This window comes from Microbulbifer agarilyticus (genome assembly GCF_020171345.1).
In the GTDB taxonomy this organism is placed as follows: domain Bacteria; phylum Pseudomonadota; class Gammaproteobacteria; order Pseudomonadales; family Cellvibrionaceae; genus Microbulbifer; species Microbulbifer agarilyticus_D.
In genome coordinates this window covers 1,474,118-1,488,568 of record NZ_JAIUZM010000001.1, presented here as the reverse complement: position 1 = coordinate 1,488,568, position 14,451 = coordinate 1,474,118, and the positions used below count along the sequence as shown (strand labels likewise).

Sequence of the window (14,451 nt, the reverse complement as noted above, 5' to 3'; positions counted from 1 at the left end):
TATGTTGAGATTTATCGCCAAGCGCGTGCTGGAAGCCATTCCCACGCTGTTTATTCTGATTACCGTCTCTTTTTTCCTGATGCGCTTTGCGCCGGGAAATCCCTTCTCCGCCGAAATTGCCATGACCCCAGAAGTGATGGCAAATATCGAAGCCAAGTACGGTTTCGACAAACCGGTGCACGAACAATATTTCAGTTACCTCGGTGGCCTGCTGCAGGGCGACCTGGGGCCCTCATTTAAATACAAGGACTTCACGGTAAACGAGCTGGTTGCGCAGGCCTTTCCGGTTTCCCTGAAAATCGGCCTGCTGGCGTTTATCGTGGCGGTGACCTTCGGGGTTACCTTCGGCACCATCGCCGCCCTGCGCCAGAATACCTGGCTCGACTACACCATCATGACCGGCGCCATGGCCGGGGTGGTGATCCCCAGTTTTGTACTGGCACCGCTACTTGTGCTGATTTTCGCCATCGGGCTCGACTGGTTACCCGCGGGCGGCTGGCATAACGGCGCGACACCTTATGTGGTCTTGCCTGTGATCGGTATGTCCCTGTACTACATCGCCTCCATCTCGCGAATTATGCGCGGCAGCATGATCGAGGTGCTGAACGCCAACTTTATTCGCACCGCCAAGTCCAAGGGCCTGTCCACCCCCTACATCATCGTACGCCACGCCTTGCGTCCGGCAATCCTACCGGTACTTTCCTACCTCGGCCCGGCGCTGGTGGGAATTATTACCGGCTCGGTAGTGATCGAAACCATTTTCGGTTTACCCGGTATCGGCCAGCTGTTTGTAAACGGCGCCCTGAACCGCGATTACTCCATGGTGCTCGGGCTGACCATTCTGGTTGGCGCCCTGACCATTACCTTTAATGCCATCGTCGACATTTTGTACGCGGTGGTCGACCCCAAAATCCGCTACGCATAACCAGAGGCTTACGAGATGTTATCCACAACAGCCAATAAAGAAGCGGTCGAAAACTTTTCCGAACAGCTGGAGGTCAAGGGCCGCAGCTTGTGGGACGACGCCCGCCGTCGTTTTTTCAATAACCGTGCCGCGCTCACCAGCCTGGTGATCCTCGGGTTTATCACCCTGTTTGTTTTTGCCGGGCCAATGCTCAGCCAATTCGCGTTTGACGAGGTGGACTGGGGTGCAATGCACGCGGCACCGTCGGTGGCCAGTGGCCATTTCTTCGGTACCGACTCCCTCGGTCGCGACTTGTTTGTGCGCACCGCCATGGGCGGGCGTATCTCGCTGATGGTCGGCGTAATGGGTGCACTGGTGGCGGTATTGATCGGCACCCTGTACGGCGCCACTGCCGGTTTTGTTGGCGGCCGTACCGACCGCGTGATGATGCGCACCCTGGAAATCCTTTACTCCTTCCCGTTTATGTTCTTCGTCATCCTGCTGGTGACATTCTTCGGTCGCAACATCCTGCTGATCTTTATCGCCATTGGTGCAGTGAGCTGGCTGGATATGGCGCGTATCGTGCGCGGGCAGACCCTGAGCATCAAGGGCAAGGAATTTGTCGAAGCGGCCACCGTGTACGGTGTTTCCAAGTGGGCGATGATCACCCGACACATCGTGCCCAACGTGCTCGGCATTGTTGCGGTGTATGCAACTCTGCTGGTCCCGCAGATGATCCTGTTTGAATCTTTCCTCAGCTTCCTCGGCCTGGGTGTACAGGAGCCGATGACCTCCTGGGGCTCGCTGTTGAACGAAGGCGCGCAGACCATGGAAATTGCCCTGTGGCAATTGATTGTGCCGGCCGTATTTATGGTCACCACCCTGTTCTGTTTTAACTTTATCGGCGACGGCCTGCGCGATGCGCTGGACCCGAAAGATCGCTAAGGAGCTGCGCCATGACTTTATTGAATGTGAAAGACCTGCGCGTGGAATTCACCACGCCGGAAGGGGCGGTAACCGCCGTCAACAACCTGAACTTTTCCCTGAACGCCGGTGAAACCCTGGGCATTGTTGGCGAGTCCGGCTCGGGTAAAACCCAGACCGTGTTTTCCATGATGGGTTTGCTGGCCAAGAATGGCATCGTTAGCGGCAGCGCCAAGTTCAAGGGGCAGGAAATCCTCGGCTTACCGGAGCGCGAACTCAACAAGATTCGCGCAGAAAAAATCGCGATGATTTTCCAGGACCCAATGACCTCCCTGAACCCCTATATGAAAGTGGGGAATCAGCTGGCCGAGGTGCTGGTGAAGCACAAGGGCATGAGCAAGAAAGAAGCGCTCGCGGAAGCAGTGCGCATGCTGGATGCGGTAAAAATTCCTGAAGCGCAAAAGCGCCTCAACATGTACCCACACGAATTCTCCGGTGGTATGCGCCAGCGCGTGATGATTGCGATGGCGCTGCTGTGCAGCCCGGAACTGCTGATTGCCGACGAGCCCACCACGGCTCTGGACGTTACCGTACAGGCGCAGATCCTGGCGCTGCTGAACGAACTGAAGCGCGACTTCAACACCGCCATTATCATGATCACCCATGACTTGGGCGTTGTTGCCGGCGCTTGCGACAAGGTACTGGTGATGTACGCCGGCCGCACCATGGAATACGGCAGCGCGGACGATATTTTTTATCGCCCGACCCACCCCTATAGCGAAGGCCTACTCAAAGCCATTCCACGGCTGGACAGCGTCGGCGAGGAACTGCCGACCATTCCCGGCAACCCACCTAACCTGTTAAGCCTCCCTGCCGGCTGCCCGTTCCAGGAACGCTGCCACTGGGTGCAGGACCGCTGCCGCCAGGAGGCGCCGGCACTGCACAATTTTGATGCCGAACGCCTGCGTGCCTGCCATGCAGATGCCAATCAGATTCTGGAGGCCAGCTAATGACTGTTGCAGAAAAAGAATTGCTGCTGGATGTGCAGGACCTGAAAGTGCATTTCCAGATCAAGAAAGAAAATGCCTGGCCCTGGACTAAACCAGCCAACCTGAAAGCGGTGAATGGTGTAGACCTGCAACTGTATGCGGGTGAAACCCTGGGCGTGGTGGGTGAATCCGGCTGCGGCAAGTCCACCCTGGCACGGGCAATCATCGGCCTGATCAAGGCCACCGACGGCAACGTGCTGTGGCTGGGACAGGACCTCACCGAGCTGGACGACAAGGCGCTGCGCGCGACCCGCTCGGATATCCAGATGATCTTCCAGGATCCACTGGCCTCCCTGAACCCGCGTATGACCATCGGCGACATTATTGCCGAACCCCTGCGCACCCTGCGCCCGGATATCCCCAAACAGGAAGTCAGCGACCGCGTACAAGCGATGATGATGAAGGTGGGCCTACTGCCCAATCTGGTCAACCGCTACCCCCACGAATTCTCCGGCGGCCAGTGCCAGCGTATCGGCATTGCCCGCGCGCTGATCCTGGAGCCGAAGCTGATCATCTGTGATGAGCCGGTATCCGCGCTGGACGTTTCTATTCAGGCGCAGGTGGTCAATCTGCTGAAGCAGTTACAGCGGGAGATGAACCTGTCGTTGATCTTTATCGCCCACGACCTGTCGGTGGTAAAACACATCTCCGACCGCGTGGTGGTGATGTACCTGGGTAATGCCGTGGAAGTGGGTACTGCGGACGCGCTGTTCGCCGATCCCCAGCACCCGTACACCCAGGCCCTGATGTCGGCGGTGCCGATTCCGGACCCGGAGGTCGAGAAGGGCAAAGATATCCAGCTGCTGGAAGGCGAGTTGCCATCCCCTATCAACCCGCCCAGTGGCTGTGTGTTCCGCACGCGCTGCCCCCATGCCGATGCAGTCTGTGCCGAACAGGTGCCGGCACTGAGTGGCAGCGCAGAGCACCAGAGTGCCTGTTTGCGCCTGGATGCTTTGCAGGCCGGCTGATTCAAAAATTAGCTGGAGCCATGCCTGTAAAAATGGCTGGGTAAACTTGCGCACCAATAAACTGCAGAGTAGCTAGGCCAGCTATAAAAAAGCCCGAACATTAATGTGTCCGGGCTTTTTTCTATCGCATAAATGATTGCAAGCCTTCAACGACCTGGAAGCTGCCAGTTTACGATCGGCGGCTGATCATCAGCCTGGCACAACCAGATAATCGCGCGCAATCCGCGCCGGTGATTACCTTCTGTGTCGAAGAGCTGACTCCAGTCGTCAGCCGTGAAGGGGCGCCCTGCAAGGCGAAACTGAGCAATAACTTCTTCCCAGCTTGCCCCGGCCATTGTCATAGACTCACTGGTACCGTAATCAGTTTCGATCGCGAGATCGACACTATTTCCCTTGCGATTTACTCGCGTTATTTCGCCCTGCCAGGAGGTCAGCTGATTCCTGTCACAGGTAACGTATTCGGGCACGGCGAGCCGTTGCGCCGCCACTTCCGAAGAGCCCAAGAGGCTGAGCATGCACACGAAAATGAAATGGTAGATGGTATTCATAGGTAGCAGTATAGCGGGGGGTGTTAGCCCCCCGTATAACCATTACAGACCGCGGTAGGTATTACTTTGCTCATCGGCACGTGCCGACTGGCCTTCAGAAAATTCATACATACAGCTGTCGTCAGTGTAATCCATGAAGTTTGTGATCGGATCCAGTCCAGCTGCGTTTTTACCTTTTGTACAGGAATCGCGCCCTACCGGACACCCGTATGCTGGCGATTTTTCCGCAGGTGTATCGGCAACATAATCCCCACTTCCGGAGCACCCACCCTGAAAAGTGTGGTACAGGCCCAGCCAGTGCCCGACTTCATGAGTCAGTGTATCCCCTTCATTGTATGGGGCCGCATCGCCGCCAGGCATTGAGTCCGTTAGAATCACCACGCCGTCATCCAATGGAGCAGACGCATAGCTGCTCGGGAAGGTAGCCCATCCAAGCAGACCATCGCCAATATTCGCCGCGTAGATATTCAGCGTGCCGGCATCGCCCTGACGCAGAGCAGTTTTCATCTGCTGTTCCGCAGACGTGTTATACCCGACATTGTACCAAGCATTGTTCGCAGTCACCGTGGTCGCGACCAGGTTGAATGTAAACGGCGTGCCGGCGTAGGCATCGTTGAGCACGGCCATCTGCGAGTTGATTTCACCACTGGAGAGCGCGCCATTATTGGAACTGTCAGTGATTACATGAAAATGGACATCGACACTCACCGAACCAGCCGGACGCGGTGTATAACCGCCGTCATCTCCACCACCCGGTTTGCCCCGCATGGCAGTAAAGTGCTGCTCCTTCAGAGCTGCCTCTTGGATTGAGGGATGCTTGGTGCCGCAGCGCTTGAACTTGGCATTATTGTTTGCGTTGTCCATGGCAGCACCGCTTTGCGCAAGTGCGACACCCGGTGACGCTAACAGACATAGAGACAGAACTGTTTTGATTGATACTGAGAGAGCGGTTTTTTTCATAACCCTGACCTTAACTTTATTATTCGAGTGGATACCTCTTCAGACCGAACCAACCTTCGTCTCTTAACCAAACTAAAGTCAATAGAACTAGTGCATACGGTTATAATAACGGCGTTAAATCCTTTATTTTGGCACCGTTTTCAAAACAGGGATCACTAGGACCTTTCTTTCTTCGCTACAAAAAAATCGACAGCACAGCAATAGGCACTTTAGTGCCAATTAAAAGTTCTCGTTATTTGGTCGCGTATCCACTGTATCCGGTTTCTGTGCACGAAAGAGTTACGACGAGATAAAAAACGGCCGCGCCATCAATGGCGCGGCCGTGCTTAGCGGTTGTCATTTTACAGTGTCAAACGACACTGAAAGGCTGCCTAGAAATTGACGTGTAGACCACGTTCGTAGATGGCTACCATAAAGTCACCAGCCTGATCGCGGAGCACAGCCAGCTCGGCATTGGTTTGGCTTCGCCAGAAGTCTTTTGCACGACTCTCACAAGGGAAGCGCGTCAGCATGAGAACTTCCGCGCCTGACTGGGCACCGTGCACTACTGTACTGGGTGATTGCTGCGTCAGTACCAGGCCATCATAATCTTCCACTTCCTCGGCGTAAGCTGCCCGATAACTGGCCAGAGCGCCTTCACTGCGTAATGTGCCACTGTGCACCAGATAAGCCGTGCGGTTACAGCTATTGCTATAGCCACTCTGGCCGCTATCCGTCACATTGATCGACACACAGCCCGACAGGACAGTGAATAAAGTGGCCACTAGCGCTACTCGAATCATCATTGGTTTCTCTCGATTTACTACGAATGGATCATATCGGATAGTTAGACGCACGTTGTCGATGCTTGGATGCGGGAAAGATGAAAACAATCCTGCGACAATCTGGCGCAGTAATTGAATCCAAAAGCGTCTTATGTTCAGCACCACAAGACGACCCCCACCATCGTGTATTCCAGTTGCCCCATGCTGAACGGGTGCGGTTCTGGAAACTGAAGAGGAACACATGCAGATTCTCGACGAGCATCTGGCGGACGTCACCCCCACTAGGTCTGGGCATTAGCGTATGGCGGTACCGTGGAGTAAAAAACAGTAACCGTAAAATTTAGCTGCTGATATTCAGCACCACCTTGCCAATGGAATTGCCACTGCGCAGGCACTCGATGGCATCGTGGGCCTGCGCAAAGTCGTATTCGTGACCAACATGGGGGGCGGGTAAATCCAGGCTCGCGCAGCCGCCTAACAGCTCATCGAACAATGCCTGTTCCTGCCATAACCAGATCAGGTTAAAGGCCAGCACGGATTTGTTGGTGCTGATCATGTCCATCACATCGTAGCGCGGACGCTTCAGGTACAACCAGGCCGCTTTCAGCCAATTAGGTTTATCGCCCGGAGTAAACTCCGCCGCACCAAATACTACCAGACGCCCGGTCGGCGCAAGCGCCGCGAAACACTGCTGCTGGAGCTTGCCGCCAATCCCGTCGAGAATGGCATGCAGTGGCTGCCCGCCCAGTTGCAGTTTTAACTGATCGGCAAAATGTTCGCCGCGCACAATCACATCGGTAAAACCCTGCGCGGCAAGAAACTCACACTTGTTTTCAGAACTGACCGTGCCGATGGGGATGGCCCCCATCTGCTCCACCATGCGCATCGCCTGCAAACCCACACCGCCCGCAGCACTTTGAATCAACACCTGCTGCCCCGGCTTTACTGCCGCCAGATTGGTCAGCGCATAGTAGGCGGTGAGGCTCTGGGCGGGAAAGGCGGCACCTTCGGCAAAACTCCAGGCATCCGGGATCTTGCGGCAGTGTTGCGCGGGAATATCGATCACGGTGGCATAGCCACCAAAACGGGTACAACCGTACACACGGTCTCCCACTTTTAAATCGGTTTGCGTATCCGCGGCCACTTCACTTACCACTCCGGCAAATTCCAGGCCGGGGATAAAGCTGCCTTCCGGCGTAGCGGAGTACAAACCGGTCAGCGCAAAAATATCCGCGAAATTAAGCCCGACGGATTTCACCGCCACGCGCACCTGGCCACTAACGAGGGGCGCAAGCGGCTCCTCTAGCAGCCGTAGATTGCTGATCGCACCGGCCTTGCGTGTACGCCATACGTGCCGGATTTGCTCCATCTGTCATTCCTTAGTTTATTTTCCCAAACCTAATTAGGACCGGTACTGTATCGCCTCTATATCGGTATATGAGAGTAACGATATTTCACGACCCAGCGCCAGTGAACCGTGCATGGATGAGCGGTCGATGTGAAGTTTGTCCCACTTCCACACATGCTGTATAACCATACAGCCCCTGGATGGCGCCCATACCCTTCAACAGCAATTGATTTCCCTAGCGAAACTCCCATGGCCGAGCCCGTCGAACTGGCACCAGACTATTACCTAAGCAATTTCCACGCCCTCGTGGAATTTGTGGTAACGCGCTATGACGCGCTGCTGTCTGACGAAGAGCGGTGTTTCCACCAGTGCTTCTGCGCACTCGATACCGATAGCCAGAAACTCTATGTACGCCTGCTGTCACGCAAGGGAGTGCCCTCCACCGCTGGTGCACTCTTTCGGCAATCCAAACTGGCGTACCAGGAAATTCACAACCTGCCGCACGCGGTGGAAACCCTGGCAACTGCTGGGCTGTTCCTGCGCGATCCGGCCCTGGACCTGACAGACATTCTGCCGCTGTTCACCAAAAACGAACTGCTAGCCTGTAGCCTCGAACCGCTGCCCAAAACACTCAAGCGCCCGGCACTGGAGCAGGCACTCCTGCAGCAAGACCACGACTCTGTTCGCGCACAGCTGACCTTTGATGAACCTCTGCTCGCGGTACAGGCGGCAGCACACTTCGAGACCTTCAAGCTATTGTTCTTCGGCAACCTGAATCAGGACCTTACCGATTACGTACTGCGGGATCTTGGACTGTTCCGCTACGAAAATTATCCGCTGGAGCAGTCGCAACTGCCATTTAAAAGCCGCGCGCAGGTCGAGCGCCATCTGCACTATTACGCTTGTCTCGCACAATTGGAGCAGGCACTCAGCGCTGATGCGCAAGCCATCACCACCCTTGCCGCCGAACTGCCGGAAAACCCGCAAGGTGATACCACACTGCAACGGCGACTGGATCGCCTGCGCCTGGCACTGGCGCGCCAGCTGGAGCGGCTGCAAGCATTGGAAGCGGCCAATACGCTGTACCAACAATGTCAGCGCCCGCCGGCGCGCGAGCGCCGCGCCCGTATCGCCGCCACTCAAGGCAATACCGATGCGGCTCTGACTATCTGTGCCCAGATACTGGCGCAACCGGAGAATGAGCAGGAGCGCGAATTCGCTGCGAGCTTCGGTCATCGCACCGCCAAGAAAACCTCGCACTGCGACACCTGGCCTGCGCCAAAGCGTTATCGGGCACCCACGCACACCGTCACCCTGACGCAAACCAATGAGCGGGTGGAAGTCCGGGCTGCACACTATCTCGCAGACGCCGCCGCCGGCAATCAGTGCTTTTATGTGGAAAACACACTGATCAACGGCGTATTGGGCCTGGCCATATGGGATATCGTATTCGCGCCAATTCCCGGTGCTTTCTTCAATCCATTCCAGGTTGCGCCGAGCGATTTTCGCAGTGCAGATTTTTATCCACAGCGGCGGGCGGCATTCACCCAGCGCCTGACCGAACTGCAGGAAACCGGGCTCGACGAATGGGTATGGCACCACTTCCGCGAGAAGCGTGGTATCGCTAACCCGCTGGTGCACTGGGACGGGCTTTCGGAGCCACTGCTGGAACTGGCACTGTCACAGATCCCCACCGAGCACTGGCTGGCACTGTTTCGCCGGCTGCTGAACGACATTGCCCATCACCGCAGCGGCTTTCCGGACCTGATCTTGTTCCCCGCTGATGGCGGCTATGAACTGGTAGAAATCAAAGGGCCGGGGGATCGCCTGCAGCAAAACCAGCAGCGCTGGCTGGCTTATTTCGCCCAAAACCAGATACCGCACCGGGTATTGCATGTTGAGTGGGATACTTTGTGACTGGCACCCTGAACGCCCCTCTGGAAGACACTGAGTGTCGCCCAACAGCAGAGGATACCCTGCAGCTCTCTGTAGGGGAGCTGGTAGCGTTTGCCTGTCGCAGTGGCGATCTGGTTAGCGAACACAGGCACGGTGGGCCCACTGCCGCGGAGGGCATCCGCGCACACCAGCGTCTGCAACGCAAACGCCCGAAAGGCAGCGAGGCGGAATATCGCCTGCAAGTAGAACTGGAGCAGGACGGTCAGGCAGTGACGCTGAGCGGGCGCGTCGACATACTCCACCCCCAGGTGGACCTGCATACCCCAGTCCAACTCGACGAGATCAAAACCACCTATGTGCCACCGGAGGCACTCGCGGAATCCGCGCGCGCCCTGCACTGGGCACAGCTGAGGATCTACGGCTTTTGCTACGGCCTGCAGCACCAGTTCACGGCAGCTACGCCGGTAGCCCTGCAAATGCTCTGGCACAACCTCAAGGACAAGAAAACCTACCCCGAATCCCGCGAGTTCCGCTGGGGAGAACTAGAGGCCTTTACCCGCGAGGCGCTCACCACCTACATACAGTGGCATCGGCGCTGGCAGGCGCACCGACATACCGTGCGCGCGTCGGCTCGCGCACTGGCATTCCCATTTCCAGACTACCGCGCCGGCCAGCGCGAACTCGCGGTAGCCGCCTACCGCTGCCTGCGCGACGGTGGCGAACTGGTGGTGGAGGCGCCCACCGGTATCGGCAAGACCATCAGCACACTGTTCCCCGCCATCAAGGCGATGGGAGAAACCCCGCTCGATCAGCTGGTTTACCTGACAGCAAAAAATTCCGGCCGCCAGGTAGTGCGGGAAACGGCCACACGCTTACATGATCGTGGACTAACCCTGTCGGTGCTGGAGATTCAGGCGCGGGACAAAACCTGTGCGTGTAGCCTGGGCCTGTGTAGCCGCGACGACGCCGGGATTTGCCCACGCACGCGCAACTTCTTTGACCGCCTGCCGGAGGCGCGTATTAACCTCCTGGGCAAACCGTTGCTGACCCCGGAAGTGATTGCCGAGGAAGCCGACCGCCTGCAGCTGTGTCCCTTCGAACTGTCGCTACAGATGCGCCCCTGGGTGGATCTGGTGGTGTGCGATTTCAACTACGTGTTCGACCCGCTGGTACAAATGCACGGTTTGCTGGATAGCAGCCGGCAACGCGCGGTGTTAATCGATGAGGCCCACAATCTAGGGGATCGCGCCCGTGGCATGTTCAGCGCAAGCCTCAAGCGCGGCGACAGCCGCCGTGCCGCAGCCGCCTGTAAAGGTTCCCACCCGAACCTGCACCGGGCTATCCAGTCTCTGGTAAGAGCGCTGGACAAATGGGTGGAGGAACAGCGCGGCAGTGCGGAAGACCCGGCAGAGAACACTGCCGAGATATCCACAGCGGCAAATTTTCCCACCGAGGGAACCAAAAATCGCGAGCTGTGGATAACTTCACTGAGCGACGGCGCACCGCAAAAGATCAGTGCCGCGGTGCAAAAAGTGCTGCTGGTTGTGAACCAGTTATGGGAGCAAGGCCAGCAACCACCCGAAGACATCAATGACTGGCTGCGGTCGCTATTTCGCTATCAGGTGATCGAACAGTCGGTGGCGGAGCAGCACCGCTGTATTACCCGCGTCCAGAGCGCTTCCAACCCGGATAGTCGCTGGCGGGAACAGGAAGTCGAATTACTTTGCCTGAATGCCGCCACCTATTTACAGCAGGCATACCAAGCCTTCCACGCGGTCATCGGGTTTTCCGCCACCCTGCGCCCGCCCGGCTACATCTGCCAGCAGCTCGGCTGGCAACAGAATGCCCCTTACCTCGCCCTGCCCTCGCCATTTCGCAGCGAGCAGCTGGGACTTTTCCTGTGCCCATACGTGGATACCCGCTACCGGGCACGGGACCGCGCCGGCGAGCACCTGGTGGAGATGATTGCTCGCACGTATCAAAGCCGCCCGGGTAACTATCTGGTGTTCTTTCCCTCCTACCGCTTCCTGCAGCAGGTGGCCGAGCGCTTTGCCAGTGCCTACCCGGAGATACCGCTGCTGCTACAGGAATCTGGTAGCTCCGACCAGCAGCGCGCGGAATTCCTGCAACAGTTTCAGGCGGGTAACCGCACCCTGGGGTTTGCCATCATGGGGGGGATCTTTGGCGAGGGGATCGACTATGTGGGCGAACAGCTGATCGGTACCATTGTGGTCGGCACCGGACTGCCGCAGGTCAATGAAGAGCAGGAACTGTTGCGAGCAACCTGGGAGCAGCAAGGGCAAAATGGCTTCGATATCGCCTATCGCTACCCCGGACTCACCCGGGTGCTGCAAACCGCCGGGCGGGTAATACGTACAGAGAGCGACCGCGGCGTAGTGATTCTGGCAGACTACCGCTTCGCCGACCCATTTTATCGGGCCCTTTACCCGCAACACTGGCAACCACACAGCTGCCGCAACGGTCAGGCGCTGTCCGACGCACTGACAAGGTTCTGGAACGAATAATTTTCTGCACGCATGGTTTTAGATCGCAAGTTTTACCGCCGCAGCCCACACCTGCGCCCCCAATCGGGCGCACAGGAAACTGTGGGCTTTAACGATGTGCGTAAACGCTTCGACTTCCGCTCCATCGCTATCGGGCGCTGGGTCACCGAGGCGGAAAAAACCCGCGCGGCGGGATTGTTTTACGGCGCGCTGGAAGACCTGATGACTATTCTGCAGGGGCCGGAATTGCTCATCTCCCTGCGCGGCACCCTCGCCTTCCAGTATGGCACCGGCGGCCGCCCGGGTATCTGTGCCCACTATGAACCCGGAACCCGCACCTTTGCCCTAGCAAAAAACGCCGGCCCCGGCTCCATTGCCCACGAGTGGTTCCACGCACTGGACCACTACCTCGCCGGCAAAGCGTTTAGCGATGCACCGGGAAACATGTTCGCCTCGGAAGCCTGGCTGCGCGAAGCCACACCGGTGCCCCACCCCGTCAATGACCGGCTGTTTGCCTGTTTCCGCGCGGTTATGCTGGACGCAAGCGGGGAGCACCCCAGTGATATGTTCCGCGCTTCAAAAGCGGCGGATAAGGCAAACGGTTGCGTCTACTACGCGTCGCCGGCCGAGATGTGCGCGCGGGCCTTCGAAGCCTTTGTGCAGGACGCAACCATCTCCAATAATTTTCTGGTGGCCGGCACCAAGGCAACGGAAGAGGCAAGATTGGGGCTGTATCCACAGGACGTACAGCGCACGCGAATCAATCTTGCCTTTACGGATTACTTCACTGTGCTGGGCGCGAGCTTGCGGCGCGCTGGTCAGCAATAAACAGGTTCATCTGCGCTTCCAGCATCTCCATGGGCACCGCGCCGTTGGCAAGCAACGCATCGTGGAATGCGCGCAGATCAAATTGATCGCCCAATTCCCGTTCGGCTTTTTCGCGCAACTCGCGAATCTTTATCTCACCCATCTTGTAAGACAGTGCCTGCCCCGGCCAGGAAATGTAGCGGTCTACTTCCGCGCGTACATTGCCTTCGGATAAGGAGGTATTGTCGGCGAGGAAATCCAGAGCCTGCTGACGGCTCCAGCCCTGGGAGTGGATGCCGGTGTCGATCACCAGGCGTGCGGCGCGCCACATTTCATAACTCAGGCGCCCGAAACTCTGGTAAGGGGTGTCGTACACACCCATCTCTTCACCGAGGCGCTCGGTATACAGCGCCCAGCCCTCGCCAAAAGCGCTCAGATACAGGTTCTTGCGGAATGCGGGGACGTCTTCCAGTTCCAGTGACAGGGCGCCCTGCAGGTGATGGCCGGGTACCGCTTCGTGCAGAGTCAGCGCGACCAATTCGTAGAGCGGACGCTGGTCCAGTGCATAGGTATTCAGCCAGTAGGCGCCGCCGCGGGTACCGCCAATCGCGGCGGGATTGTAAGACGCAGTGGTATAGTTGGGGGCGATTTCATCGGGCACCGGCACCACGCCATAGGGCAGGCGCGGCAGCTTGCCGAAGAATTCCGGCAGGCGGTAATCGATGTTCTTGGCGATGTACGCAGCTTCCTTGAGCAGCTCCTGCGGTGTTTCCGCATAGAACTGTGGATCGGTACGCAGGAACTCGGTGAACTCTTCGAAGCTGCCCTCGAACCCGCTATCTTCGATCAGCTGATTCATTTCCTCACGGATACGCTTCACTTCCGCCAGCCCAATCTTGTGGATGGCATCCGGGTCCATGTCCAGGGTCACATAAGTACGAATGGCATGGCGATAGTAGTCTTTGCCACCGGGCAACTGCTCGGCGCCGAGGCTGTCGCTGGCCGCGTTCAGGTAATCGCCTTCGAGAAAGGTCGCCACGCGATCAAACGCGGGCATGGCGTATTCGCGAATGGCCTGCTTGCCGTGCGCCTGCAGACGCTGTTTGTCTTTGTCTGAAAAGCTCTCGGGAAACTTTTTGAAGGGCTCGTAAAGACTACTATTGGTCGGGTCCTGGTAAACCTGGGCACGTACCGTCGGTGCAATGCCCTCGATCACGATTTTCGGCAACACGAAACCGTCTTTGATGCCCGCGCGCATATTCGCGATATTCTCATCAAAGAAGCGACCGGTATCCTCAAGGCGTTTGATGTAATCCTCGTAGTCCGATACCTGCGGCATATTCAAGCCGCGACTGGCGCCAAGGGCGGTATTCCAGAAGCTGTAGAAGGTATTGACCGGGGTGCGGTCCAGATAAAGTTCGTTTGACTCGATGGAATTATTCAGCACCCACAGCAGCAGATCGCGGTTGACCTGTTGATCCCGCGACAGCTTGGCGGAGTCAATCTTCCGCAGGCGCTCTACAAACGCTTTTTCTGCCTGCAAGCGACGAGCGCGATCGGCATCGGCAACGCCGGGCAGGCGGTCGTTATAGCGCTTGTCACCCATGCGGCTGGCCGCCGTCGGGTTCTCTTCAAGATAGTACTGCCAGTGGTCGTCGATAACTTGCTGCAGCTGCTGCGCCGCGCTGTCAGCTAGAGCGCTGGCGCTGAAGATAAAAAGTGCAAACGCAACCAATAACCGTGGCAGGCTGCGCGAAGGGGAAAACATGACCGACATGT

12 protein-coding genes are annotated in these 14,451 nt (G+C 57.4%); 7 read left to right on the top strand and 5 right to left on the bottom strand.

All coding sequences use genetic code 11. The annotated features are described in order from the left end of the window. Position 1 precedes the first annotated feature (1 nt). From oppB to oppF, 4 genes are read left to right on the top strand one after another with little or no spacing between them, the layout of a single operon-like run. Positions 2-925, top strand: a complete 924-nt coding sequence (gene oppB / locus LCM31_RS06240; RefSeq protein ID WP_224868451.1) for an oligopeptide ABC transporter permease OppB — start codon at positions 2-4, stop codon at positions 923-925. Between the two features lie 15 nt (positions 926-940). Beyond that, positions 941-1,849 (top strand): oligopeptide ABC transporter permease OppC, encoded by a 909-nt coding sequence (oppC, locus tag LCM31_RS06235; protein ID WP_222230618.1) that lies wholly within the window; start codon positions 941-943, stop codon positions 1,847-1,849. 11 nt (positions 1,850-1,860) lie between these two features. Then, on the top strand, positions 1,861-2,838 hold the full coding sequence (oppD, locus tag LCM31_RS06230; RefSeq protein ID WP_224868450.1) for an oligopeptide ABC transporter ATP-binding protein OppD: 978 nt from the start codon (positions 1,861-1,863) through the stop codon (positions 2,836-2,838). Continuing rightward, positions 2,838-3,845 (top strand): murein tripeptide/oligopeptide ABC transporter ATP binding protein OppF, encoded by a 1,008-nt coding sequence (gene oppF, locus LCM31_RS06225; RefSeq protein ID WP_224868449.1) that lies wholly within the window; start codon positions 2,838-2,840, stop codon positions 3,843-3,845. Before oppD ends, oppF begins: the two co-directional genes overlap by 1 nt. Before the next feature lie 146 nt (positions 3,846-3,991). Here oppF and LCM31_RS06220 read toward each other — a convergent pair whose 3' ends face one another. The 4 genes from LCM31_RS06220 to LCM31_RS06205 form a co-directional block, all read right to left on the bottom strand. Then, positions 3,992-4,393, bottom strand: coding sequence for a hypothetical protein (locus LCM31_RS06220; RefSeq protein WP_224868447.1), 402 nt, complete (start codon positions 4,391-4,393; stop codon positions 3,992-3,994). 42 nt (positions 4,394-4,435) lie between these two features. Beyond that, positions 4,436-5,257 (bottom strand): zinc metalloprotease, encoded by an 822-nt coding sequence (locus LCM31_RS06215; RefSeq protein WP_224868445.1) that lies wholly within the window; start codon positions 5,255-5,257, stop codon positions 4,436-4,438. 467 nt (positions 5,258-5,724) lie between these two features. Further along, on the bottom strand, positions 5,725-6,138 hold the full coding sequence (locus LCM31_RS06210) for a DUF1330 domain-containing protein (RefSeq protein WP_224868443.1): 414 nt from the start codon (positions 6,136-6,138) through the stop codon (positions 5,725-5,727). A 319-nt stretch (positions 6,139-6,457) separates the two neighbouring features. Continuing rightward, positions 6,458-7,486, bottom strand: a complete 1,029-nt coding sequence (locus LCM31_RS06205) for a zinc-binding dehydrogenase (RefSeq protein WP_224868441.1) — start codon at positions 7,484-7,486, stop codon at positions 6,458-6,460. 228 nt (positions 7,487-7,714) lie between these two features. On the opposite strand from LCM31_RS06205, the gene LCM31_RS06200 reads away from it, so the two are divergent. Genes LCM31_RS06200 through LCM31_RS06190 form a run of 3 tightly spaced genes read left to right on the top strand, consistent with a single transcriptional unit; the run spans position 7,715 to position 12,693 of the window. Beyond that, positions 7,715-9,382 carry a VRR-NUC domain-containing protein gene (locus LCM31_RS06200; RefSeq protein ID WP_224868439.1) on the top strand — a complete coding sequence of 556 codons (1,668 nt, stop codon included), beginning with the start codon at positions 7,715-7,717 and terminating at the stop codon, positions 9,380-9,382. Then, positions 9,379-11,886, top strand: coding sequence for an ATP-dependent DNA helicase (locus LCM31_RS06195; protein WP_224868437.1), 2,508 nt, complete (start codon positions 9,379-9,381; stop codon positions 11,884-11,886). Before LCM31_RS06200 ends, LCM31_RS06195 begins: the two co-directional genes overlap by 4 nt. 12 nt (positions 11,887-11,898) lie before the next feature. Next, complete coding sequence (locus tag LCM31_RS06190) at positions 11,899-12,693, top strand: CLCA_X family protein (RefSeq protein WP_224868435.1); 795 nt, start codon at positions 11,899-11,901, stop codon at positions 12,691-12,693. On the opposite strand, the gene LCM31_RS06185 is transcribed toward LCM31_RS06190, so the two are convergent. After that, positions 12,650-14,449: a DUF885 domain-containing protein gene (locus LCM31_RS06185; RefSeq protein WP_224868433.1), complete on the bottom strand. Its 1,800-nt coding sequence runs from the start codon at positions 14,447-14,449 to the stop codon at positions 12,650-12,652. The two genes, LCM31_RS06190 and LCM31_RS06185, sit on opposite strands and share 44 nt — an antisense overlap. Between the last annotated feature and the right edge of the window lie 2 nt (positions 14,450-14,451).